Here is a 23,256-nt window from a genome sequence, read left to right on the forward strand (position 1 = left end):
GTGTGTAGCTGACGAATACTAATCGGTCGAGGGCTTATCCTAAAAGGCTTATATGGTCCATACAACCTGTAGGCAACAGCTAAAGTTCAGCAGCATTATCTTTCGTATCCAGTTTTCAGGGCGCAATGCCTTGTTATATTCCCTGATAGCTCAGTTGGTAGAGCACTCGACTGTTAATCGAGTTGTCACAGGTTCGAGTCCTGTTCGGGGAGCCATTGTAGAGAGGTGTCCGAGTGGTCGAAGGAGCACGATTGGAAATCGTGTAGGCTCTAACCGGGTCTCGAGGGTTCGAATCCCTTCCTCTCTGCCATATAAGGCCCGTTGGTCAAGTGGTTAAGACACCTCCCTTTCACGGAGGTAACAGGGGTTCGAGTCCCCTACGGGTCACCAACTTCTTTACAAAAAGATTTAAAAAAAAGTGCTTGACTTAAGACTTGAGCCTATGGTAAGATATAAAAGTCGCTCAAGACGATATGGAGGATTAGCTCAGCTGGGAGAGCATCTGCCTTACAAGCAGAGGGTCGGCGGTTCGATCCCGTCATCCTCCACCATTATAGCTTTTTAACGACGCGGGGTGGAGCAGCCCGGTAGCTCGTCGGGCTCATAACCCGAAGGCCGCAGGTTCAAATCCTGCCCCCGCAACCAATGTTTACCTTCGGAATGATCCGAGAATATGATGTGGAGCTGTGGTGTAGAGGCCTAACATGCCTGCCTGTCACGCAGGAGACCGCGGGTTCGAATCCCGTCAGCTCCGCCATTACAAACATCAGGCTCGGTAGCTCAGTCGGTAGAGCAGAGGACTGAAAATCCTCGTGTCGGCGGTTCGATTCCGTCCCGAGCCACCATGATGTACTAGCAATACCTGAAACAATTGGATATGCCGTTGTAGCTCAATTGGTAGAGCAACTGACTTGTAATCAGTAGGTTGGGGGTTCAAGTCCTCTCGACGGCACCACATGGAGGATTAGCGAAGTGGCCAAACGCGGGAGACTGTAAATCTCTTCCTCACGGTTCGGTGGTTCGAATCCATCATCCTCCACCAAGTTTACCTTAGGGGCATAGTTTAAAGGTAGAACAAAGGTCTCCAAAACCTTTGGTGTGGGTTCAATTCCTGCTGCCCCTGCCAATTGAATACCTTAACATGGCGGTCGTGGCGAAGTGGTTAACGCATCGGTTTGTGGATCCGACACTCGGGGGTTCAATTCCCCTCGATCGCCCCATTAATTTCAAAAATTAGGTTTTACACTTTGTTGGGGATTAGCCAAGCGGTAAGGCAACGGACTTTGACTCCGTCATTCTCAGGTTCGATCCCTGAATCCCCAGCCATTGTTTCGCGGAAGTGGCTCAGCGGTAGAGCATCGCCTTGCCAAGGCGAGGGTCGCGGGTTCGATTCCCGTCTTCCGCTCCAATCTTTATTTGGCGCCATAGCCAAGTGGTAAGGCAGAGCTCTGCAAAAGCTCTACCCCCAGTTCGAGTCTGGGTGGCGCCTCCACAATAGTTTCAAAAATGTGCGGCCTTAGCTCAGCTGGATAGAGCGTTTGACTACGAATCAAAAGGTCAGGAGTTCGAATCTCTTAGGCCGCGCCATCTTTACAAATGAATATGCCGGCGTGGCGGAATGGCAGACGCGCGCGACTCAAAATCGTGAGGGAAACCGTGGAGGTTCGAGTCCTCTCGCCGGCACCACTAACGAAACTACAAGCACTTAAGATCAATTGATCTTAAGTGCTTTTTTTATGTGTAAATTATGTATGGAGATTTTTTTGGATAATAGATATTAAGAAAACGCTTTAAATGATAGTATATTAGGTATTCCCAGTTCGGACAGGAGTGAGGATTCACGTGAAGTTCGGCAAATCGATTAAATCTCGTCTTATCATCGGGTTTATGGCGGTTATGCTTCCTGTAGTTACATTTATGCTTATTAATAACAGCTACTCGAGAGAAATCGTTAGAGAGAAGGTATCCGAAACGTATCGTAATACACTCGATATCTTCGTAGGCCAAACCGATAACAACTTATCTCAAATAAATGATTATTTATACAAAATGTCAGTGCTCGATTCGGATATAGGGCTGCTCATGTCTTTTCCTAGAGACAGCGACGGATATACGTTAACCAAGATTAGAATCGATTCAAAGCTCAATCGCGATGTTGGAGTATACAGCTTAATAGACGCGGTTTTCCTGTATCATCAGGACGATATTATTTTTGGAACAGACAGCGAGTACAATGATACTAGAAAAATAATTAAAACACATATGGACAATATCACAGTAAATAATGATATGGCGCTTAACGATCAGCATAGATGGGAGGTAAGAGAGGACGAACGATTAGAAGGGAAGTTTTTTCTAATCAATTTTATTAAAGTATCCGAGGGGCTGTATGTTGGAGCGATTATTAAAGTAAAAGATATTAACGATATGCTGACCATTCAGTGGAGTGACGGTGATATTGGCTTTAACGACATCTACTTTCATGAAGAGAATCATCTCACTCAATCGTTGACTGGCAGCCTCGCGCCTCTTGATCTGAAGGAGGAAATGACGGAGAAGCCGTATGAGTCGTTGACGGATCATAAAACCGGAGAGACGTATCTCGTCATGAATCGAATGAGCGATATGCTCGATATTGCGTATCGTGTCGTTATTCCGGAGGAAACGCTGCTTCGCAACCTTTTATTTTTCCGAAATATGACGTTATTTGCATCGATCGGATTTGTTGCAATCTTACTTATTTATTTATTTTTTATGCAGAATATGCTCTTCAAGCCGCTGCATGAGCTCATTCTAGGGATGAAGAAAATTTCACTTGGCATGCTTGATGTAAGACTGAAAAAAAACAAGACGATGGAGTTTGAGTTTCTAGGAAATACATTCAACATAATGGCTGAACAGATCAAAACGTTAAAAATTGACGTGTATGAGGAGCAGCTTCGTGTAAAACAGGGTGAATTAAAACAACTGCAAGCTCAAATCAGCCCCCATTTCTATATGAACAGCTTAAATATTATTTATAATCTTGCAGCATTGAACGATACAGAGTCTGTGAAAAATATGTCGCTTCACCTTGCGGACTATTTCCGGTTTATTATGAAAGCAAATCGGGATACGATCACGCTTAAGGAGGAGTTATCGCATATCGAAAATTATATAACGATTCAGAAAATGAGGTTTCCCGATAAGCTTCAATGTACGTTCGAGGGAGTGGATACGATACTTAATTATCCGATTGCAGCATTGACCGTACAGCCTTTTGTGGAAAACTCGATTATTCATGGCTTCAAAAATCGCAGGCAGCTGTTCCAAATTAAAGTTGCGGCTGAGGTAACAAAGGATAGTGGATTCACTCTGACGATTAGCGATAACGGGGGCGGCTTTAGCGATGAGGTTCTGACCAAGCTGACTCGCAGAGAGCCGTTGGAGCAGGTTGAAACAACCGGACTAGGCGTAACGAATGTTATTCATAGGCTGGAGCTGTTGTATGGAGAAAGAGCGTCGATTACATTCAGCAATCAGTCGGAAGGAACCGGTGCTGTCGTCATCATAAAATTTCCACGGTTAATGGAAGGGGAAAAATCAGTTGTATAATTTGTTGATCGTTGATGATGAGGAAATAGCAATAAGAGGGATTGAGAAGGGGATTGATTGGTCTGAGCTTCCCATTGCCAATATATACACGGCTTACGATGGGGAAGAGGCAAGAGCGATTCTTACCGAGCATACGATTCATATCGTCATATCCGATATCGATATGCCCAATCAAAGCGGTATCGAGCTATTAGAATGGGTAAATGAGCATTCTCCAGCAAGCATAACGATTTTTCTAACCGGACATGCTGATTTCAAATATGCGCAGCAGGCTGTTCAGTTGGATTGTTTTGAGTACTTATTGAAGCCAATTGATCACGGTGTACTCAAAACCTGCGTCAATGGAGCGATTGATAAGGTAAAAGAGTTAGAGCAGCTCACCAAAATTAAAAGCACGTACAGTCTCTTTTATGAGCAATGGAATAAACAGAGGCCTATTTTGATCGAACGATTTTGGCAGGATGTATTGCATTATCGTCACTCAGGAGCGCCTGAGCACCTCGATTCGGCGTTGCAAAACTATGCGCTGCCTCTACAGGCGGATAGTAGGATTAGAGTTGTGCTTATAAGCATAGAGCAGTGGAGAGAGGAATGGTCAGCTAGAGACGAGGAGATCATGACCTACGGCATTAGAAATGTTGCCGAGGAGTTAGTGCTCGCGACCCCCTCAGGCCATATTGTCCAGGATGGAAACGGCATCATGTATGCTATTTTGTATAAGGGACAGGACGGTCAGGAGGAGACCTCTTCTGCAATAGAAGAGAGATGCAGGTTATTCATTAACCAATGCAAGCTTGTTCTGCATTGCCATCTATCTTGTTATATAGGTGAAGTCGGAACTGTACAACAAATACGGTCAGCAGTTCGTACGCTGCTGGAGCTCGAGCGAAGCAATGTAAGCGATACTTGCGCTATTATTATGGAGCGAGAGACCAAACCAAAGCTTGAAGGGAATAATCTTCAATTGGTTCATTTCGACGATTGGGCATTGCTGCTTGATTCTGGAAAGCAGCAGCAGCTGTCGAAGCGTATCGATGAGTGCTTTGATCAGATGCTGGAGAGCAAAGTTGACTATACGTATATGGCCTCCTTCTATTTCGGCTTTATGAATATGCTGTTTCAATGGTTCAACAAAAAAGGTGTTCTGATGACGGATGTATTCACGAATCGTGAGTGGGAGGTTGGCGAGAATGTGCTTAAATCGCTGACCAGAATGCGAACGTGGGCACAGCAGCTTAGCGTGCAGCTGACCGATTATGCGAATCAGAACGGCAAGGATGTTTCACAGGCTGTAGAGAAAGTTCAACGTTATATGGAGGCGAATCTAGGCGAAGACTTTAGTCGAGAGCGAGCAGCGGAGAACGTTTATCTGAATCCTGCTTATTTATCGCGATTATTTCGGAGAGAAACGGGTTATTCCCTTACGGATTACCTAGTAAAGCTTAGAATTACGAAAGCGCGGATGGAGCTTGAGAAAACAAATAATCGCGTAAGCGATGTCGCGGTTGCCGTTGGCTACGCAAACTTCTCTCATTTCTCCAAGCTGTTCAAAAAAATGACGGGCTTAACTCCGCAGGAATACCGCAAAAAATACCAGGGTGTATAAAGAAAGTCACACGAACGTTAATACAGTCACAACGCCGACAGATGTCGGCGTTTTTTTTTATTACAATTAGGTACAAGAAAGTTAAACAGAGACGAATAAGGAGGAGGAGGAAGGCGATGGCGAGACAAACCTCGGAAGCGGTAACAACCGCCTACATCCCAAGATCAAAAGCTGGTATGAGGTTTCATTTGCAAACAATTCGTAAGTACTGGATGTTCTATATTATGATGTTGCCTGCAATCGTTTTGCTTGTTTTTAACAACTACATCCCTATGTTGGGTATCATTATTGCGTTTAAGAACATCAATTATGCGGATGGCATAATGGGAAGCGACTGGAGTGGCCTCAAAAACTTTGAATACCTGTTCAAAACATCAGATGCGTGGATTATTACGCGGAATACGCTCCTGTATAACTCAGGATTTATTATTCTTAACTTGGTCTTTCCACTGGCGTTTGCCATTATGCTCAATGAAATTAAGAACAGATTTCTGGCCAAGCTGCATCAAACGATTATGTTTCTTCCTTACTTTCTATCTATGGTCGTCATCAGCTATCTCGTATTCGGATTTTTGAGCGAGCAGCACGGTTTTCTTAATACTTCGCTGCTGCCTGCTCTCGGACTTGAGAAAGTAGAATGGTATTTCACGCAAAGCGTATGGCCTTATATTTTACCGCTTGTGAATACATGGAAAAGCATGGGGTATTTCATGGTTATCTATATGGCTGCCATTATCGGCATCGATGACGAGTACTATGAAGCTGCAACAATCGATGGCGCGTCCAAGTGGAAGCAAATAACGAGTATTACGATCCCGCTTATCACGCCAATCATTATAATTATGACGCTGCTCCAAATCGGAAAAATTTTCAATGCGGATTTCGGGCTGTTCTTCCAGGTTCCAAGAGAATCAGGCGTTCTATTCCCAGTAACGAATGTCATTGATACGTATGTATACCGTACATTCCTAACAGTCGGGGACATTGGATTATCATCCGCAGCAGGCTTGCTGCAGTCGGTTGTAGGATTTACTCTTGTCTTTTTATCCAACTGGGTAGTAAGACGAATCGACAAAGAGAACGCATTATTTTAAAATATAAGACTTTATTACTTTCACACTTATAAACTGACTTATATTTCATCCGCGAAACGTTAGCTTACGCCGCCAAGGACGGCGACAGCCGTTTACGCTTGAACGAGCAAACATACTTAACGTGAACTGAACCACGTAAATCCTTTGGAGGTGAACCTATGGAAGCAGCTGAAAAAATACCGAGTACATCCAATCCGAAAAATCAATTGTCGGGACCGGCTTCTCTAGGAATTAATATTTTCTTCATTATTTATTCTCTTCTTTGCATCATACCTCTCTTCTTGATCATCATGATATCGATATCAGATGAATCGACGGTCATCGCAGAAGGCTATAAATTCATACCTTCTAAGTTCGATTTGGGGGCCTATGAGTTTCTGTTTAAGGATGCAAGGCAAATCATTCGTTCCTATGGAGTTTCTATTCTAGTAACGATTGCTGGAACGGCGTTAAGTTTAATTATGATGGCTCTGTACGCCTATCCGATTTCGAGAACGGATTTTCCGCATGCTAAGTTCTTTACCTTCTTCGTATTTTTAACGATGCTTTTCACGGGCGGACTTGTGCCATGGTATTTGGTCTACGCGCGTCTTCTCGATCTAAAAGATACGATGATGGCGCTCATTATGCCGCTGCTCGTAGCCGCTTTCTTCGTTCTTATCATCCGAACCTTCTTCCAGACGACTATACCTGGCGCTGTTCTGGAGTCGGCTAAGATTGACGGTGCGGGCGAGATGACAATCTTCTATAAGATCGTAATCCCGTTATCACTTCCGGTATTGGCGACAGTCGCTCTTTTCCAAACGCTTACGTATTGGAATGATTGGTTTCTAAGTCTAGTCTTCATTACGAAGGACGGCAATATTACCGTTCAATACTTAATGTACAAGACGATGCTTAACATCCAATTCCTTGCTAATAACAGTACGGCAGCGGCAGCTATTACGGCGGCTGGAGGATCGTTCAGGTTTCCAAGTGAAACGGTTCGTATGGCTATGGTTGTCATCGGGATTGGTCCTATCGTATTCGCGTATCCTTTCTTCCAAAAGTATTTCGTAAAAGGACTGACTGTAGGTGCGGTTAAAGGCTGATTAGAAGTTGCCTAATTAGGGCTGTAGCCAGCAATGCTGGTTTAGCATATAAAACTAAATTTTTTAGGGAGGTCCACCCGCTATGAAGCAAGGTAAACAAAAAAGTTCTATGCTTCTCCTAATGATGTTGGCCATTGTACTGATTGTATCCGCTTGTTCTGGCAACAATGCAAAAAACAACAACGAGCCGGCAAAAGTGGATGAAGCTACGAAAGCACCAGCGGCATCGGAAGAAACTGCAGCACCCGAATCCGAATTGAAGCCTTATCAAATTTCACTTGTATATCCTGGTACTCCGCAGGCTGACGAGAAAAAAGTGGAAGAGGCTCTTAATAAGCTTCTAACAGAAAAAATCAATGCAACAATTGATCTTAGACCAATCGATTGGGGCGCTTGGGATGATAAAGTCAATCTCATGATCGCTTCGCAAGAAGAAGTCGATATTTATTTTACGGCTCAATGGAACGGCCATGCCAAAAACGTTGGGAAAGGCGCTTTCTTAGAGCTTAATGATCTTCTCGATCAATATGGCAAAGGAATTACAGAATCGTTAGACCCAGCATTCTTGTCGGGTGCGAAAATCAACGGTAAAAACTTCGGCGTTCCAACTAACAAAGAGCTGGCAGCCGCAGGCGGTATCGTATACCGCAAAGACGTAACGGATGAGCTTGGCATTGATATGACAAACGTAAAAACGCCGCAGGATCTTGATGCTGTGTATGCGATTGTGAAAGAGAAAAGACCTGATCTAACGCCGCTTTATACAACGGCAGGGGTATTTAACTCACACTTCTTCGCAAACTATGATTTCTTGGGCGATTCAACGATTCCGGGTGCAATCTTGAAGGATGCAGACGCTACAACAGTAACTGCAATGGAACAGCTGGACCGTTACAAAGAATACCTGAACCTTACACGAGATTTCTTCAAGAAAGGTTATATCAATGCGGATGCCGCTACTACACAAGTATCTTCAGGCGATGCTTGGAAAGCAGGCACTGTATTCTCTACAGTTGAACCAATGAAACCAGGTAAAGACGCTGAGATTGCAAGCGCATCTAATTTGACGGGCAAACTGGCGCAAATTACGATGACTGAAAAAACGATTGCAACATCTGAAACTGCGGGTTCGATGTTAGGTATTTCTAACACATCCAAAGATCCGGCTCGTGCGATGATGTTAATCAACCTTCTTCACACGGACAAAGAGATCAACAATATTCTAAACTTCGGTATTGAAGGCGAACACTTCACTCGCAACGGCGAAATAATGACAGCTACTGAAAAAACGCCTAACTATAACCCAGGCGCGGCTTGGATGTTCGGCAGCCAATTCCTCAACTATGTATGGGATACTGAGGATCCAGACAAATGGGCAAAATTCAAAGAGTTTAACGAAGGCGGCAAAGTATCCCCAGCACTTGGCTTCGTATTTGATAGTGAGCCAGTGAAGTCTGAGGTCGGCGCGCTAGCGAACGTGATTAAGCAGTACCAAAGAGCACTTGAAACAGGCTCGGTTGATGTTGATAAAATACTTCCTGAGTATGAAGCAAAGCTTAAGGAAGCAGGCGTTGACAAAGTAATCGCTGAGAAACAGAAGCAATTCGACGCATTCCTTGCAACTAAATAATCGTCGCTTAGGTCAAGAAAGCCGCGCCTTTTCTAAAGGGTGCGGTTTTTTTGTGCTTGCATTTTCTTATGCATTCCATACAATTAAACTAACAAATACAAATCGTCATCTGTTTAGGGGGATTATTCGACTATGACCCGAAGGATTAGCCATAAATTTCGAGCGCCGATGATTGTTTTTGTTATTATGATTTTGTTAAGCGGATGCACTAGGGGCTTGGATAATAGTGAAACAGGCAATAAGTTAAGGAAAGGAATCAATAATGAAGGCAATTCTGAAAGCGCTTCAAATGAACCGAATGCAAAAGAAGATCGCTCAAATTCGCAATTAGAGCCTTACACGTTAAGGTTCGTCTATCCAAGTTCGCCCCAGCCGGATGAAAAGAAAGTAGAAGAAGCGCTGAATATTTATTTAAAGGATAAAATAAACGCGCAGATTGATCTTGTTCCGATTGATTGGGGATCTTGGGATGACAACATTAATTTGATGGTTGCTTCCCGCGAGAAGGTTGATATTATATTCACCGCGCAGTGGAGCAAGTATGCGTTAAACGCTTCGAAAGGCGCTTTTCTAGACATTGCGGAGCTCTTAGATCAATATGGTCAAGGCATATTGGCGACACTCGACACGATATTTTTGGAAGGATCCAAAATAGACGGGAAAAACTATGCTGTTCCGACGAATAAGGAGTTAGCTGCGCAAGGCGGCATTTTATACCGTGTTGATATTGCGAATGAACTTGGCATAGACATGTCAAAGGTGAAAACATTAGCAGACTTGGATTCCGTGTATCAAACGATACTTGAGAAGAAGCCTGGTATGGTCCCGTTGTACATGAAGATGGGTGAAACGTTTAATTCGCATTACATCGGAAGTTACGATGCTCTTGGCGACACCTCTATTCCAGGCATTATATTGAAGGATGGCGACAGTACGAAGGTTTTACCGAATTATGAGCTTGAAAGATATGTAGAAACATTACGAATTACGCGCGATTATTTCAAGAAAGGGTACATTAACAGCGACGCGGCAACCAATCAGATCATGAATACCGATGCATTAAAATCCGGAGAGGTGTTCTCGACAACCGCTTCTCTTAAACCGGGAAAGGATGCCGAGGTAGCCTACCAAATCGGATTAAGCGGGAAACTTGCCCAATTGGAGCTGAATACCAAAACGATCGCAACGGCGGAAACGGCAGGCGCTATGCTGGCTATATCTTCAACCTCGCCCGACCCGGCGCGAGCGATGATGTTTATTAATTTGCTTCATACCGATGCATACGTAAATAATCTAATCAACTTTGGAATTGAAGGTGAGCACTACCTCAAGGTTGGTGAAAATATAATTAAGTCGACCGAGAAAACGAATCAATATAGTCCGGGTTCAAGCTGGATGATCGGCAATCAATATTTAAACTATTTATGGGATACTGAGGATCCAAATAAATGGGTCAATTTCCGAGAATTTAATCAGAATGCAAAGCTGTCGCCTGGACTTGGATTCATATTTGACGGTGAAGTTGTGAGAGCCGAAGTGGCGGCCGTCGTTAATGTGGATCGTCAATATCAAACGGCTCTGGAAACGGGCTCAGTTGATATTGATAAGGTTCTGCCCGAGTATATAGAGAAGCTGAAAACCGCGGGCATCGAGAAAATTATTGCGGAAAAGCAGGCTCAATTCGATACGTTTCTTGCGAATAAATAAACGGAGGTGCTGACCCTTGCCGTAATAGCTTGGTCAGCATTTTTCTGTTAAGAGAGCATTTAAAGATAGTTTGCCCCATGGGACGGGGAGTTTACTCGACTAAGGTCTAGTGCAGAAACCGCCGAAAGTCCGTTTTAACCGATTGAAAAAAAACCTAAACTAAGTACATAGGCAAGAGCAATACAAATGCAGCACAGAATTAATGAAACAAACCAAAAAAAATCGTAGAAAGAGGTGAACTAAGCTATGAACGGAAAAAGCGCATTAGGCGTCCTGCTAGTGGCAGTCGGCGGGATTGCAATACTTAAGTTTATCGGCATCAACTTCGGAGCGATACTCGGTCTCCTGCTTCCATTCATTCTAATCGGCTTCGGTATTCTAGGCTGGGTGAACGGGAAGAAAATTATCGGCGGTGTACTTGCTGCAATCGGTGGACTTATGCTACTAGGCAAACTGGGCGGCATCCTGATGCTCCTCCTTGCGGTTGGTGCGATCGTATGGGGCGTATCGATGGTTAAGAAAAGCAGACACGGCTATTAATAGATAGCGATGATTTATAGATAGGAGGGTGCAATAGATGAGCATTATGAAGCGTGTACGCGACATAACAGTCGCTACCTTGAATGAAAGATTAGAGAAATCGGAAGACCCGGTTCGATTGATTGATCAGTTCCTATGGTCGACGCGGGAAGACATTATTCAAGCAGAGAAGCTTTACCAGCAATACGCTGGTCATAGCAACCACCTAAAGGCACAGTGGCTGCAAGCCGAGCAACAGAAGGAGCGGCGCGAACAGCAAGCTCTGACTGCACTGAAAGCTGGAGAGGAACAGCTTGCACGAATTGCGTTGCATGAGAAAGCGAGCTGCGAGGAGCGCTCGAATCAGTATCGTGAGCTGTTCGAGCAAAGCAGACAAAATACAATCGATCTTGAAGAGCAGCTTCGCCAAATGCGAAGCGAGTATCAGACGGTATACGACAAGCGTGAATATTACGCTGCACGGATGGAGTCGCTAAGACTTCAGCAGCGGATGAACAGCCGGTACGCCGGCGCTTATGGCGAGCAAGGCGTTCAGCCTGGCGCGGTGTTCAGAAGGCTCGAGGATCGCATCAGCGATATGGAGCAGGAAGCAAAGAGCTTGCGCGATGTTCGCAGAATGGGACAGGAGTTCCTATCCGAAGCGGGCAGCACGGTTCAGTCCGTTATAGAAAGGGAGCTTCAGCAATTAAAACGGAAGCTTGAGAAGGAAGGTTGGACGTCTTGAAAAAACTGTACCGATCGAGACAGGAGAAAATGCTCTTCGGCCTATGCGGCGGATTAGCAAGAATGCTCAATGTCGATGCTACACTGTTGCGGATTCTGCTAGTTGTTGTGACGATCTTGTCAGGCGGCGCACCGATTCTGATCTACTTGATCGCAGTGCTCGTCGTACCGAAAGAGCCGCCGATCTACTCGGATTACGGCCCGCATGGTTTCAATAACGGTTATGGCGGCGGATTCAACCAAGGCAACTATAATCAAGGCGGATTCAATAATAACTTCGGCGGAAATGGCAACTCTCCATTCGGCACGCCCCCAAGCTACGGTGGTCCATACAAAAACCCGCCGCAACAGCCGGGAGCATGGAACGGACCGCAACCTAGTGTTGCACCTGCGGCTAACTCGCAGTTCGATAGCATGATGGATGATTTGGAGAAAAAAGCGCTCCGTCGCGAAATTGAGGAACTGAAAGCCAAACTAGCTAAATACGAGAAGGGAGAATAACAAAATGGGAATTTTCAAACGCATGAAAGATATGACGAAGGCAACAGTAAACGAGGCGCTTGATAAAATAGAAGATCCGGTTATTATGCTTAACCAATACCTGCGTGATATGGAATCCGAGATTCATCAAGCAGAAGTAACAGTTGCGAAGCAAATGGCGAATGAGCGCCGCATGAAGCAGCGTCTCGAAGAGACGATCCGCAACGTAGGCGACCGCGAATCGAAAGCAGAGGCAGCGCTTCGCGCAGGTCAAGAGGAGCTTGCCCGCAAGCTGCTTGAAGAGAAGCTGTACTTCGACCAAAAGGTTGGCGAATACACAGAGCTTCATGCACAAGCTAAGACGCAAGCGGACGGCTTGATGCAACAGCTTCATACAATGAAGGATGAGTTCTACCAGCTTCGCAACAAGCGCAATGAGCTTGCATCCCGTGCTCAAGTAGCGAAAGCTCAGAAGCAAATGGCTCAGCTTGCTTCCAACCATACGATTGACAGCGGCACAGCATCACGCGGCTTCTACCGGATGGAAGAGAAGATTTTGCAACTGGAAGCGGAAGCTGACGTGCTTCGTACGCCATATGGCGCTAGCGGCCAGACGCTTACTGTAACTGCAGCTGATCTCGAGAAGAAGCATAAGGTTGACGAGCAGCTTGAAGCACTGAAAGCTAAGCTCGGCGCTACTAGCGCACCAAGCCTGACGAAGGAAGCAACAGAAGAATAGGATTCATCTTCGAGTAAGAAGAAGCGGACCGTATCATAACGGTCTGCTCTTCTTGCTTGTATGCATGAAAGGATATACTGTTACATAGAGGATGTGAGCTGAATGGAGCGAGAGAAGCCAAGCAACAGTAACGATACCCATCATACAGCCCGCAAGCGGAAAATAACGGAGACTATACTGTGGCTTCTCATCATAGTCAGCTTGGTTGTTATTATGCTGCAAGGGATTGGTTATGTAGAGCTGTTCACCCTTCATGGCAAGTGGGCAATTATCGGTCTTATAGTGATCGGAGTGGCGCTGGCGGCGGCGGCGATTAACGGGTATTTGCAAAATTCGAAGCTGAAGGAAGCGATCAAGAGGCTGACTGAGCAGCAAATGAAGCGCCGGTTCAATGTGACGCTCGATAATGAAGAACAAGCGACGCGCGAGATGAGCGAGCAGGCTCAGCCCGATCCGGCGTGGACGGCGAAGGTCAAGTTCTCCGCCGTTATCGAGGAGCGGCAGCGGCTGGCCCGCGAGCTTCACGATGCGGTAAGCCAGCAGCTGTTCGCAATCTCGATGACGGCGACAGCTGTGAGCCGTACGATCGAGCGCGATTGGAGTCGCGCCAAGCGTCAGGTACAGCTGATCGAGGAGATGGCAGCGGTTGCCCAGTCCGAGATGAGAGCTTTGCTGCTGCATCTGCGGCCCGTCCATCTGGACGGCAAAAACCTAGGACAAGCGCTGTCTGCGCTTGTAGATGAATTGCTGCAGAAAGTGCCAATCGCGATTACGCTCGAGGTCGATGAGTCGATTGTGCTGAATCCGCAAGCGGAGGATCACTTATTCCGCATTGCGCAGGAGGCGCTCTCGAATACGCTTCGCCATTCGAAGGCGGAACGTATGGATATTAGACTGCTGCGCAGTGACGGCGGCGTGCAGATGAGCATCAGCGACAGCGGCATAGGCTTCGATCTGGAAGCGAAGAAGCAGACTTCCTACGGGCTGCTCACGATGGAGGAGCGGGTGAATGAGCTTGGCGGTTCGCTTAAGATGACTTCGAGAACCGGCGAAGGGACTCATATCCTCATCTGGGTGCCAGCTTAAGCGGTGGAGTCTGATTGAATATGTGAAATTAACGGTTGCAGGCAGAGGCAAGGCATGTATATATTTTAGAGAGATAAAGGCGGTGTAAGTATGGAGGCAGTTGAGCAATTGAGCCAGCCGATCAAGGTGCTTCTTGTGGATGATCATGAGATGGTGCGCATCGGACTTGCGGCTGTGCTTGATACAGAGGATGGCATTGAGGTAGTTGGTGAAGCGAGCAACGGAATGGATGGCATTCGGCTAGCGCAGGCTTATCGGCCTGACGTCGTGCTGATGGATCTTGTCATGGACGGCATGGACGGCGTGGAGACGACAGCCAAGCTTCTTGAGCTGTATCCGGATTGCAAGGTTATCGTGCTTACGAGTTATTTGGACGACAGCAAGCTATATCCGGTTATTGAAGCAGGCGCATTCAGCTACCTGCTGAAGACATCGCGCGCGAACGAGATCGCCGATGCGATTCGCGCTGCGGCACGGGGCCAGTCCGTATTGGAGTCGCAGGTTGCGGCGAAGATGATGAATCGATTCCGCCAGCCGAAGCAGCAGGAGCAAGCGCCGCTGTACGAGGAACTGACGGAACGGGAGATGGATGTTCTTAAGCGTGTGGCGCAAGGAATGTCCAATCAAGAGATTGCTGACGAGCTGTTCATTGGCGTGAAGACCGTCAAGTTCCATATTACGAACATCTTCAATAAGCTCGAAGTAGAGGATCGAACGCAAGCAGCTATCTACGCGCATAAGCAAGGAATTGCTGATTAATTTATTATGTAGCAGGAAATTTATATTTTTGCAGAATGAATTGAAATAAAAGTTCGTTATGATTGATGTCGAAGAGCGGTGCGTGAAGGCGATTGCCGTCAATTGACGCGGCTGCTTCCGGCCATGCCGCAATGCCGATAATCGAAGTCAGCTCTAGAAGAGGAAGATCTTCCAGCGTTCGCAGGAGCACTAGCTTCGGATAGGAGGCAAGCTTGAACCCTTCGATCAAGATGACACCGGCTTCGGGCATTTGCGCGATGAGCTGCTCTAACGGCTCAGAGTGTGATTTGAGTATGGCCGTTCCTTCAGGGGACGTGATGGCGGTTATATCCGCTCCAGCTTGCTGATGCTTCCATGTATCTGTACCTGGCGTATCCATTTGAAAATGATGGGCATCATGCTTGATGGTGCCGACAACATAACCTGCTTGCTTGAACAATTCCGTTAACCGGCAAACCATCGTGGTTTTGCCGGTATTTTTGTATCCGACGATTTGGATGATAAGTTGCCTTGGATGAATGTTGTTCATTACAGCCTCCTGTGTAGGTTTCTGTGAGATGCATACAGTGTCAGTGTATCATACAACTGGTGCGAATGGCGGGGGCTTTAGGGGCGTGCTGCTTGCTGAACTAAACTAATAATAGCGATTCATTAGTGTGCCAACCACTGGCAAGGGCCAATACGATTGCGCAGAGCTGTAATAGGCTGCATATGGCAATGAAGGGTGAGGCGATAAACGAATCAACTCTGATACAGGTTGTTCCGAGGAGGAGGCCAGCGCTGAACTAAGATTCTTTAACAAGCGGGTATCGTTCAGCCGCTGAGGACTGAACTCATCGAATTGACGCAGTGCCTGCTCGATAGGAAACCAAGTCTCGGGTCTTAAATATTCGGCATTACTGGCATAGCTTGTACGAAGCGCATTCATATGCGCAGCAAGCTGCTCGAGCTCTTTATCACGCGAAGCGGGATTAGCAGAAGCATGCCGCCGCTCGCGTTCCACGCTTGCGATCAAACGATCGACTAAGGCGAGCGCTTGCTTCGCGAGCTGCTGCCATTCCGCGGCGCTGCCAGCCGCTCTTCGAAGCTCGCGGCTCCAATCCTCATTCGATGATTGCGGCGGAAGCTGGGGCTCGCCTTCCCGATATGGGTATGCGGCGTAACGGCTAGTTGGAGCAATCCTCGTATACGCAGATGACCTCTCAATACCTCTGATTGAACGCATGCTCTCGTTGATTCTCATGATCTATTCACTCCCTCTCTTCTATATTTGTTGTCAGTATACAAGATCGAATATGCAAATACTGGCGGAATTTGTAAGGAGGTAAATGTTGCTTCCATGTCAAATAAGTTGGGCAAGCTTATATAAAGAAAAGCCGTCCATGCTGGACGGTTGCTCATTAGGCTTTAGGTTTTAGATGAGTAAGAACAGGAAGGCGATAAGGGCAAGATCAATGGCGAACGCAGCTCCCCATGGGTTATATCTTTGGGGTTCATAATGAGACGGATCGTACGGATAAGCTTGTGTTTGGACGGATTGCTGTGTAACAGATTCTTGCTTCAAGCCCTTCTTGCCCTTCTTCTTCGCGGTCTGTGCCGGCGCCTTCGATACAATAGCTTCGTTGCCGTCAAGCCCGGCTGTTTCCCCGTTAAGTGAGAGCTTGCCGCCATTGCAGGAGCTAAGTATGCCTACATGGCGAGTTCCATCTTGCATAATGACGCATACGGGCATCCCGCAGAACTGCTGCACAACATCTTCGCGTAAAGGATAAATCGGTTCCATTAGCCGATGATACCTCCCAAAGTACAAGAATTAATAAGCATTATATTCACCTACGGGCGAAAGCGCATGGTTGATTACCTAGATTAGGCCGAAAAGTGAAAGCAACGATTCCGATTGTGGAAGCTATCAAGCGATAATGGAGGTTAGTGAACATGCTAGCAGCGTATGAAAGCTATCAGCCAGCCAGCAACAACAATAGGAAGCCCAGCCTGACGAATGTGAAACATGCGAATAAGCGAAAGGGAGGCAAGCGGGTTGCAATCTTGGTACTTCTCATTTGTTCGTTGTGGGCAATCTGGCAAGCGCAGCATCAGACGAGAGTGGCTCCTGCCCGGCAGATGCTGCTGGACGATCTCGGCTCGCTATGGGATATAAGCGATGCTGACATTATTGGGGGATCGGGAGGAGCGGCGTGGACGATAAGGTGGAATCTGACGGCTCGGGACGGTACGATGGCTTCGCTTGAACATGTGTTGTTCACGGATGCCGCAGGCAATCCGTCGGGTACAACGGCAGACCAGAACGGGAGGTCGGTTATGGGCGTGCTGCCGAAATACGGAGGTAAAGTGACTCTGTCTTTAATTGCTTCAACCGTTGAAAAAGAGCAGATCATGCTGCTCTATGAGACGCAGCAGGCGAGCGAATCTGGGGGCATGCAATTAACGAAGCATGAGCTAATACGGGCAGCGGATGCCGTATCTTCAGAGGTAGAGGTATTCACGGACGAGTATGAAAGCAGCATGAATGTGAAAGGCTTCACGGGAAACAGCGACGCGCTTGACCGAATTTCTCGTCTTGCCGCAGCTAAGCAGGTTGATTCCTATGTCGATGTCGATGGTGGAACGGTTAGTGATACTTTTTTCACAGCCAAATTGAAAAATGAGGTTATTGTCGATAACGGACATCGGGCGAACCTCCAGATCGCGCTTCATCGCAGCACGGAAGAGCAAAATCTGGAGTTAGTTGTTGGCGTGCCTGTTATTACCGGCGACTACAGTATAGGCAACGAATGAAACGGCGCAGGAGCGCGGATTGATCAGAACAATTTACGCTTCTTATTAGTAATTTTTATGAGCTGTCGAATAGCGGATTGATGTCACATATGATAAACTACTTTAGATGCTGTATAAAAATTCATAGGAAAGAATGGGACCAATGACATACAATAATGCTGTTGAATCTGTCTCCTCAGAAGGGGCCGTATACTATCTGTTCGGAGCAACCGGTGACCTGGCACGGCGCAAGCTGTTCCCGGCGCTATTCAGTTTATATAAAGAAGGCAAGCTGTCCGAGAACTTTGCAGTGGTAGGTCTTGCGCGCCGCCCTCGAACGAACGAGCAATTCCGTGAAGATCTATATGAATCGATCGTTGAATTCTGCCGTTACAAAGCAGACGATGCGGAGCTGTGGAGCAAGTTCGCCGAGCATTTCGTATACATGTCGCTGGACATTAACGATGTGGAAGGCTTCCGCGAGCTAAGCCGTTTGTCGGAAGGGCTGGATGCGAAATTCAACATTCCAGGCAACCGTTTATTCTACTTGGCGCTGGCGCCGTCGTTGTTCGGTCCGGTTTCGTTCAATCTCCGCGATGGAGGTCTGCTGGAATCGAAGGGCTGGCATCGCGTTGTGATCGAGAAGCCTTTCGGCTACGATCAGCCTTCGGCGCAGAAGCTGAACGAGCAAATCAGCCAAGTGTTCAAAGAAGAAGAGATTTATCGTATCGATCACTATCTCGGCAAAGAGATGGTTCAAAATATTCAAGTGATTCGCTTTGCGAACGCATTTTTCGAGCCGTTGTGGAACAATAATCATATTGCCAACGTACAAATTACGTTGTCCGAAACGGTTGGCGTCGAGGAGCGCGGCGGCTACTACGATAAATCCGGCGCATTACGCGATATGGGTCAGAACCATATGCTCCAAATGCTGACGATGATCGCGATGGAGCCGCCTAGCCGCTTGCATGGCGAAGATATTCGCGACGAGAAAGTGAAAGTGCTTCGCTCGCTGCGTGAATACGCATCAAGCGATGATGTGCGCGCGAACGTGGTTCGCGGCCAATACAGTGCGGGCTCGATGAAAGGCAAGGAGTTGCCAGGTTACCGCGAGGAAGATTCGGTTGGCGAGGAATCGACGACGGAAACGTATTTCGCGGCGAAAGTATTCGTCGACAACTTCCGCTGGGCCGGCGTTCCGTTCTATATTAGAACGGGCAAACGTCTCCCGGTGAAAACAACAGAAGTCGTTATCGAGTTCAAGTCGATGCCGCAGAACGTACTGTTCGCGCAGCGTCATGATCTAGCGCCGAACCTGCTCGTTATTCGCGTTAACCCGCTTGAGGGCATATATATTAAAGTAAATGCGAAGACGCCGGGCGAGAACAATTCCGTTCAGCCTGTTGCTATGGAATTCTGCCAAAGCTGCCAAATCGGCATCAATACGCCAGAGGCTTACGAGCGTTTAATTCACGATGCGGTTCGCGGTGATTCTACTTACTTCACACGTTGGGATGAAGTATCCCAAGCTTGGACGTTCGTCGATAAGATCGCGCAAGCATGGCGCGAGGAGAAGGGCGATCTGAAACACTACCCGGCAGGCTCGTGGGGACCGGAAGCGGCAAATCAGTTGCTCGCAGAGGATGGTTTCCGTTGGTGGCCGGTTAACGGCCAAGAGGAAGATAATGTGATTTGGGTGTCGAACAGCGGCAAGTAAACCGTTTTACTGCTGCCGTAGCGACACATAATGAAGGGAAGGCAAGCATGAGTAAAACGTTAAGCGATGAAATACAACAAGAAGTGGACAAACGGCGCACATTCGCAATCATTTCCCACCCTGACGCCGGTAAAACAACTTTGACCGAAAAGCTCCTCTTATTCGGGGGAGCCATCCGGGAAGCGGGCAGCGTTAAGGCGCGGAAAGCAAGCCGCCATGCAACGTCCGACTGGATGGAAATCGAGAAGCAGCGCGGTATCTCCGTAACATCCAGCGTGATGCAGTTCGATTACCTTGGACATCGAATTAACATTCTCGATACTCCTGGTCACCAAGATTTCAGTGAAGATACGTATCGTACGCTTACGGCAGCCGACAGCGCGGTCATGTTGATCGACGTCGCCAAAGGCGTCGAGGCGCAGACGATCAAGCTGTTCCAAGTATGCCGCAAGCGCGGTATTCCGATCTTTACCTTTATTAACAAGCTGGACCGCGAAGGCCAAAGTCCGTTCGAACTCATGGAGGAGCTGGAGCGGGTGCTTGGTATCCGATCTGTGCCAATGAACTGGCCGATCGGTATGGGGCGTGAGCTATGCGGCGTCTATGACCGAACAAAAACGCAGGTCGAGCTGTTCCAAGGCAATGATCATTCAACAATCGAGGTCAAGAAGGTCGGCGATTACAATGATCCGATCATTCGCGAGATGGCTGGCGACTACCTGACCGATCAGCTTATTCAAGATTTAGAGCTGCTTGACGTCGCTGGTGATCCGTTCGACTACGAGAAAGTGCAGCGTGGCGAGCTGACGCCTGTCTTCTTCGGAAGTGCTGTTAACAACTTCGGCGTGCAGACGTTCCTTGAGAACTTCCTGCAGCTAGCTCCGAAGCCGACGTCGCGTAACAGTACGACGGGCATCGTCGAGCCAACGAATGAGAAGTTCAGTGGTTATGTGTTCAAGATTCAAGCGAATATGAACCCTGCTCACCGCGACCGGATCGCGTTTCTGCGTATTTGCTCGGGGCGCTTCGAGCGCGGCATGAGCGTTCGCCATGTGCGCAACGGCAAAGACATTAAGCTGTCGCAGCCACAGCAATTCCTCGCGCAAGATCGCGATATTGTTAATACTGCGTATCCAGGCGATATTATCGGTTTGTTCGATCCGGGTATCTTCCGAATCGGCGACTCGCTGTCGCAAGGCTCGGAGATTGAGTTCGATGAGCTGCCGACGTTCTCGCCGGAGATTTTCTCCAAGGTAACGGTGAAGAACGCGCTGAAGCATAAGCAATATCAGAAGGGGATCGATCAGCTGACGGAGGAAGGCACGATTCAAGTGTTCCACTCGACGGGCGGCTTCGACGAGACGATTCTGGGCGTAGTTGGACATTTGCAATTCGAGGTATTCGAGCATCGGATGCGCGCAGAGTATGGCGTAGACATTCAATTGCACCGGATGTCATTCCAATTCGCGCGTTGGATTATCGACGACAAGATTGATCCGTCCAAGTTCCGCATTAACACGACGCTCGTGAAGGACAAGAAAGGGAACTACGTTGTCCTCTTCGAGAACGAGTACGCGATGCGCACGGCGATGGACAAAAACCCGACTTCGAAGTTTTTGGAGACAGCTCCTTAAACGATCTATAAATACATCAAAAGCATCCCATGAAGGGATGCTTTTTTTTATTCAAATTGCGGTAGGTGGAATTTCGTGTTAGTTTTATGTTAGAAATAATGACGCAAATGGGACAAGTTGTGCCAAAATCCATGAAATCTGAACCGAATCATTGAATCGGAGACTATATTGTGACCTCAACATGACGTTATCATAACGTTGTGAAGGGGGTGAAACCAAATGGCGTTTCGAGAAATCATACGTAATCGCGTCTTGTATTCGTTGGCAGTTCCGGGTTTGCTGGTGCTAGTTATTTTCTTTTATTTACCGATGTTCGGACACGTAATCGCGTTCAAAAACTACAATTACTTTGACGGGATTTGGGGCAGCCCATGGACAGGACTCGATAATTTTAAGTTTTTTTTCGGGGGAAGCGACTGGCTGCGCGTGACGTTCAACACTCTTTTCCTAAATGCGCTGTTCATTACGTTCGGGCTTGTTATTTCTGTCATGCTCGCTATTTTTCTTAACGAGATCAGGCAGGCTGTATTCAAGCGAATCACGCAATCGATGGCGTTTCTTCCATTCTTCGTATCGTGGATGGTCGTAAGCATGATGCTGTTCTCCCTGCTCAATACTTCGGACGGATTAATCAACCGATCCTTGAAGGAGCTTGGCTTGGATGCGGTGTCCTGGTACAACATGCCGCACTATTGGCCGGCGATCTTAACGGTAATAAGCGTATGGAAGACGGCAGGTTATCAGGCTGTTATTTATTTGGCAGCTATTACAGGCATTTCGCCGGACTATTACGAAAGCGCGCAAATGGACGGGGCTACGAGACTGCAGCGTATAAGGTATATTACACTGCCGCTGCTAAGGCCGACGATCATCGTGCTTACGCTGCTTGCGATCGGCCGTATCTTTTATGGGGATTTCGGCATGATCTTCGGACTCGTCGGAGACAACGGCGTTCTGTACGAGACGACGGACGTCATCGACACGTATGCGTACCGCGCTTTGCGCCAGTTAGGCAACTTCGGAATGTCATCGTCGATCGGACTGTACCAGTCCGTGCTCGGGCTGGTGACGATATGCGTATTCAATTGGATCGTGCGGAAGATAGATAAGGATTCGAGTATCTTCTAGAAGGAAGGAGGGCTATACGTCATGTTAAGCTCCATTAAACACATAGGTGCCTCCGACAAACTAGTCATAGCTATCGTATATTTGACGGTTACGTCGTTTGCGTTGTTTTCATTTATTCCATTTTGGCTCGTTATCGTAAACTCATTCGCCTCGGAAAGCGTGCTTGGGCTGCACGGCTTCAGCATGCTCCCGAGCAAATGGTCTCTCGACGCTTATCGTTATTTACTTACAGGCAATCAAATTTATTATAGTTACGGTGTTACGCTCTTCGTTACGGTGGTCGGGACCGTGCTTGCCGTGCTCATTACGGCGATGTTCGCCTACGTGCTGGCACATCCAAAAGTAAAGTACAAAAACCATCTCGCTTTTTTTACGTATTTTACGATTTTGTTCGGTACGGGTCTTGTCGGCTTCTATATCGTTATTTCGGTATGGCTGGGGCTCAAGGACAGCATATGGTCCATGATTCTGCCGTCGCTCATCAACCCGTTCTATACGTTCATTCTGGTTTCGTTCTTCCGCACTCTGCCGTTTGAAATCTATGAATCGGCCGTTATAGACGGAGCGGGCGATTACCGGATCTTCTTCCGGATCATGTGGCCGATATCAATACCGGCGATCGCAACGATCAGCTTGTTTTATGCGATCTTTTACTGGAATGATTGGTGGCTGGCGCTGCTGTTCGTCGACGATTATAAGCTTCAACCGCTTCAACTCATGATTCGGCAGCTCATTTCCAACTTAAACATTTTGTCCTACATTCAGGGAAGTCCCGGCTCGTACGGAGGCGGATTGCCGAATCAAGGCGTGCGGCTGGCGACGGTTTGCTTGACGATCGGTCCGATCGTATTCCTGTATCCTTATATTCAGAAGTACTTCGTAAAGGGTTTGACGATAGGTTCGGTGAAAGGTTAATACATTGTCGGGAGATCCCCGTGGAGGTTATCGAT

20 protein-coding genes and 16 tRNA genes are annotated in these 23,256 nt (G+C 47.3%); 33 read left to right on the plus strand and 3 right to left on the minus strand.

Annotated elements, in window-relative coordinates; genetic code table 11:
• Positions 1-139 precede the first annotated feature (139 nt).
• The 28 genes from V8F51_RS22295 to V8F51_RS22430 all read left to right on the plus strand — a co-directional run bounded on the left by V8F51_RS22295 (position 140) and on the right by V8F51_RS22430 (position 15,049).
• Positions 140-215 (plus strand) — tRNA-Asn (locus V8F51_RS22295).
• Positions 216-219: 4 nt separating this feature from the next.
• Positions 220-310: transfer RNA gene (locus V8F51_RS22300), tRNA-Ser, on the plus strand.
• Between the two features lie 5 nt (positions 311-315).
• Positions 316-390 (plus strand) — tRNA-Glu (locus V8F51_RS22305).
• An 85-nt stretch (positions 391-475) separates the two neighbouring features.
• A tRNA-Val gene (locus V8F51_RS22310) sits at positions 476-551 on the plus strand.
• A 17-nt stretch (positions 552-568) separates the two neighbouring features.
• Positions 569-645: transfer RNA gene (locus V8F51_RS22315), tRNA-Met, on the plus strand.
• A 35-nt stretch (positions 646-680) separates the two neighbouring features.
• A tRNA-Asp gene (locus V8F51_RS22320) sits at positions 681-757 on the plus strand.
• Positions 758-769: 12 nt separating this feature from the next.
• A tRNA-Phe gene (locus V8F51_RS22325) sits at positions 770-845 on the plus strand.
• Between the two features lie 34 nt (positions 846-879).
• Positions 880-955 (plus strand) — tRNA-Thr (locus V8F51_RS22330).
• Positions 956-958: 3 nt separating this feature from the next.
• Positions 959-1,042: transfer RNA gene (locus V8F51_RS22335), tRNA-Tyr, on the plus strand.
• 10 nt (positions 1,043-1,052) lie between these two features.
• A tRNA-Trp gene (locus V8F51_RS22340) sits at positions 1,053-1,126 on the plus strand.
• Between the two features lie 18 nt (positions 1,127-1,144).
• A tRNA-His gene (locus V8F51_RS22345) sits at positions 1,145-1,220 on the plus strand.
• A 31-nt stretch (positions 1,221-1,251) separates the two neighbouring features.
• Positions 1,252-1,326 (plus strand) — tRNA-Gln (locus tag V8F51_RS22350).
• A gap of 7 nt (positions 1,327-1,333) precedes the next feature.
• Positions 1,334-1,408: transfer RNA gene (locus V8F51_RS22355), tRNA-Gly, on the plus strand.
• A gap of 10 nt (positions 1,409-1,418) precedes the next feature.
• Positions 1,419-1,492: transfer RNA gene (locus V8F51_RS22360), tRNA-Cys, on the plus strand.
• An 18-nt stretch (positions 1,493-1,510) separates the two neighbouring features.
• A tRNA-Arg gene (locus tag V8F51_RS22365) sits at positions 1,511-1,587 on the plus strand.
• A 17-nt stretch (positions 1,588-1,604) separates the two neighbouring features.
• Positions 1,605-1,686, plus strand: a tRNA-Leu gene (locus V8F51_RS22370).
• Positions 1,687-1,842: 156 nt separating this feature from the next.
• Positions 1,843-3,594, plus strand: coding sequence for a sensor histidine kinase (locus V8F51_RS22375; protein ID WP_337102719.1), 1,752 nt, complete (start codon positions 1,843-1,845; stop codon positions 3,592-3,594).
• Positions 3,587-5,200: a helix-turn-helix domain-containing protein gene (locus V8F51_RS22380; RefSeq protein WP_337102720.1), complete on the plus strand. Its 1,614-nt coding sequence runs from the start codon at positions 3,587-3,589 to the stop codon at positions 5,198-5,200. Before V8F51_RS22375 ends, V8F51_RS22380 begins: the two co-directional genes overlap by 8 nt.
• Before the next feature lie 116 nt (positions 5,201-5,316).
• Positions 5,317-6,294 carry an ABC transporter permease gene (locus V8F51_RS22385; protein WP_337102721.1) on the plus strand — a complete coding sequence of 326 codons (978 nt, stop codon included), beginning with the start codon at positions 5,317-5,319 and terminating at the stop codon, positions 6,292-6,294.
• Positions 6,295-6,452: 158 nt separating this feature from the next.
• Positions 6,453-7,385 (plus strand): carbohydrate ABC transporter permease, encoded by a 933-nt coding sequence (locus tag V8F51_RS22390; RefSeq protein WP_337102722.1) that lies wholly within the window; start codon positions 6,453-6,455, stop codon positions 7,383-7,385.
• A gap of 82 nt (positions 7,386-7,467) precedes the next feature.
• The gene (locus V8F51_RS22395) at positions 7,468-9,015 is read left to right on the plus strand and encodes an ABC transporter substrate-binding protein (protein ID WP_337102723.1); all 1,548 of its coding nucleotides are present in this window, start codon (positions 7,468-7,470) and stop codon (positions 9,013-9,015) included.
• A 132-nt stretch (positions 9,016-9,147) separates the two neighbouring features.
• On the plus strand, positions 9,148-10,722 hold the full coding sequence (locus tag V8F51_RS22400) for an ABC transporter substrate-binding protein (RefSeq protein WP_337102724.1): 1,575 nt from the start codon (positions 9,148-9,150) through the stop codon (positions 10,720-10,722).
• A 246-nt stretch (positions 10,723-10,968) separates the two neighbouring features.
• The gene (locus V8F51_RS22405; RefSeq protein WP_337102725.1) at positions 10,969-11,262 is read left to right on the plus strand and encodes a LiaF transmembrane domain-containing protein; all 294 of its coding nucleotides are present in this window, start codon (positions 10,969-10,971) and stop codon (positions 11,260-11,262) included.
• Positions 11,263-11,299: 37 nt separating this feature from the next.
• Positions 11,300-11,986, plus strand: a complete 687-nt coding sequence (locus V8F51_RS22410; RefSeq protein WP_337102726.1) for a PspA/IM30 family protein — start codon at positions 11,300-11,302, stop codon at positions 11,984-11,986.
• On the plus strand, positions 11,983-12,486 hold the full coding sequence (locus V8F51_RS22415; protein WP_337102727.1) for a PspC domain-containing protein: 504 nt from the start codon (positions 11,983-11,985) through the stop codon (positions 12,484-12,486). Before V8F51_RS22410 ends, V8F51_RS22415 begins: the two co-directional genes overlap by 4 nt.
• A gap of 4 nt (positions 12,487-12,490) precedes the next feature.
• A complete protein-coding gene (locus V8F51_RS22420; RefSeq protein ID WP_337102728.1) occupies positions 12,491-13,204 on the plus strand; it encodes a PspA/IM30 family protein in 714 nt (237 codons plus the stop codon).
• A gap of 102 nt (positions 13,205-13,306) precedes the next feature.
• On the plus strand, positions 13,307-14,290 hold the full coding sequence (locus V8F51_RS22425; RefSeq protein ID WP_337102729.1) for a sensor histidine kinase: 984 nt from the start codon (positions 13,307-13,309) through the stop codon (positions 14,288-14,290).
• Between the two features lie 90 nt (positions 14,291-14,380).
• Positions 14,381-15,049, plus strand: coding sequence for a response regulator transcription factor (locus V8F51_RS22430; RefSeq protein ID WP_337102730.1), 669 nt, complete (start codon positions 14,381-14,383; stop codon positions 15,047-15,049).
• Positions 15,050-15,053: 4 nt separating this feature from the next.
• On the opposite strand, the gene mobB is transcribed toward V8F51_RS22430, so the two are convergent.
• The 3 genes from mobB to V8F51_RS22445 form a co-directional block, all read right to left on the minus strand.
• Complete coding sequence (gene mobB / locus V8F51_RS22435) at positions 15,054-15,578, minus strand: molybdopterin-guanine dinucleotide biosynthesis protein B (protein WP_337102731.1); 525 nt, start codon at positions 15,576-15,578, stop codon at positions 15,054-15,056.
• A gap of 105 nt (positions 15,579-15,683) precedes the next feature.
• Complete coding sequence (locus V8F51_RS22440) at positions 15,684-16,292, minus strand: hypothetical protein (RefSeq protein WP_337102732.1); 609 nt, start codon at positions 16,290-16,292, stop codon at positions 15,684-15,686.
• 171 nt (positions 16,293-16,463) lie between these two features.
• Positions 16,464-16,832 carry a hypothetical protein gene (locus V8F51_RS22445; protein ID WP_337102733.1) on the minus strand — a complete coding sequence of 123 codons (369 nt, stop codon included), beginning with the start codon at positions 16,830-16,832 and terminating at the stop codon, positions 16,464-16,466.
• Between the two features lie 152 nt (positions 16,833-16,984).
• On the opposite strand from V8F51_RS22445, the gene V8F51_RS22450 reads away from it, so the two are divergent.
• The 5 genes from V8F51_RS22450 (at position 16,985) to V8F51_RS22470 (ending at position 23,221) form a co-directional block, all read left to right on the plus strand.
• Positions 16,985-17,845 (plus strand): YwmB family TATA-box binding protein, encoded by an 861-nt coding sequence (locus V8F51_RS22450; protein ID WP_337102734.1) that lies wholly within the window; start codon positions 16,985-16,987, stop codon positions 17,843-17,845.
• Positions 17,846-17,987: 142 nt separating this feature from the next.
• A complete protein-coding gene (gene zwf, locus V8F51_RS22455; RefSeq protein WP_337102735.1) occupies positions 17,988-19,544 on the plus strand; it encodes a glucose-6-phosphate dehydrogenase in 1,557 nt (518 codons plus the stop codon).
• A gap of 47 nt (positions 19,545-19,591) precedes the next feature.
• A complete protein-coding gene (locus tag V8F51_RS22460; RefSeq protein ID WP_337102736.1) occupies positions 19,592-21,178 on the plus strand; it encodes a peptide chain release factor 3 in 1,587 nt (528 codons plus the stop codon).
• Between the two features lie 219 nt (positions 21,179-21,397).
• Complete coding sequence (locus V8F51_RS22465; protein WP_337102737.1) at positions 21,398-22,306, plus strand: ABC transporter permease; 909 nt, start codon at positions 21,398-21,400, stop codon at positions 22,304-22,306.
• Between the two features lie 21 nt (positions 22,307-22,327).
• On the plus strand, positions 22,328-23,221 hold the full coding sequence (locus V8F51_RS22470; protein ID WP_337102738.1) for a carbohydrate ABC transporter permease: 894 nt from the start codon (positions 22,328-22,330) through the stop codon (positions 23,219-23,221).
• The last annotated feature ends 35 nt before the right edge of the window (positions 23,222-23,256 follow it).

The sequence above is a fragment of the Paenibacillus sp. YIM B09110 genome (assembly GCF_037167145.1).
In the GTDB taxonomy this organism is placed as follows: Bacteria; Bacillota; Bacilli; order Paenibacillales; family Paenibacillaceae; genus Pristimantibacillus.

Excerpts from the sequence above, each read along its gene's own strand:
- V8F51_RS22440 (WP_337102732.1), bottom strand. The coding sequence starts at position 16,292 with ATGAGAATCAACGAGAGCATGCGTTCAATCAGAGGTATTGAGAGGTCA.
- V8F51_RS22410 (WP_337102726.1), top strand. The coding sequence starts at position 11,300 with ATGAGCATTATGAAGCGTGTACGCGACATAACAGTCGCTACCTTGAAT.
- V8F51_RS22395 (WP_337102723.1), top strand. The coding sequence starts at position 7,468 with ATGAAGCAAGGTAAACAAAAAAGTTCTATGCTTCTCCTAATGATGTTG.
- V8F51_RS22430 (WP_337102730.1), top strand. The coding sequence starts at position 14,381 with ATGGAGGCAGTTGAGCAATTGAGCCAGCCGATCAAGGTGCTTCTTGTG.
- mobB (WP_337102731.1), bottom strand. The coding sequence starts at position 15,578 with ATGAACAACATTCATCCAAGGCAACTTATCATCCAAATCGTCGGATAC.
- V8F51_RS22385 (WP_337102721.1), top strand. The coding sequence starts at position 5,317 with ATGGCGAGACAAACCTCGGAAGCGGTAACAACCGCCTACATCCCAAGA.
- V8F51_RS22445 (WP_337102733.1), bottom strand. The coding sequence starts at position 16,832 with ATGGAACCGATTTATCCTTTACGCGAAGATGTTGTGCAGCAGTTCTGC.
- V8F51_RS22400 (WP_337102724.1), top strand. The coding sequence starts at position 9,148 with ATGACCCGAAGGATTAGCCATAAATTTCGAGCGCCGATGATTGTTTTT.
- zwf (WP_337102735.1), top strand. The coding sequence starts at position 17,988 with ATGACATACAATAATGCTGTTGAATCTGTCTCCTCAGAAGGGGCCGTA.
- V8F51_RS22470 (WP_337102738.1), top strand. The coding sequence starts at position 22,328 with ATGTTAAGCTCCATTAAACACATAGGTGCCTCCGACAAACTAGTCATA.
- V8F51_RS22425 (WP_337102729.1), top strand. The coding sequence starts at position 13,307 with ATGGAGCGAGAGAAGCCAAGCAACAGTAACGATACCCATCATACAGCC.
- V8F51_RS22405 (WP_337102725.1), top strand. The coding sequence starts at position 10,969 with ATGAACGGAAAAAGCGCATTAGGCGTCCTGCTAGTGGCAGTCGGCGGG.
- V8F51_RS22390 (WP_337102722.1), top strand. The coding sequence starts at position 6,453 with ATGGAAGCAGCTGAAAAAATACCGAGTACATCCAATCCGAAAAATCAA.
- V8F51_RS22460 (WP_337102736.1), top strand. The coding sequence starts at position 19,592 with ATGAGTAAAACGTTAAGCGATGAAATACAACAAGAAGTGGACAAACGG.
- V8F51_RS22450 (WP_337102734.1), top strand. The coding sequence starts at position 16,985 with ATGCTAGCAGCGTATGAAAGCTATCAGCCAGCCAGCAACAACAATAGG.
- V8F51_RS22420 (WP_337102728.1), top strand. The coding sequence starts at position 12,491 with ATGGGAATTTTCAAACGCATGAAAGATATGACGAAGGCAACAGTAAAC.
- V8F51_RS22465 (WP_337102737.1), top strand. The coding sequence starts at position 21,398 with ATGGCGTTTCGAGAAATCATACGTAATCGCGTCTTGTATTCGTTGGCA.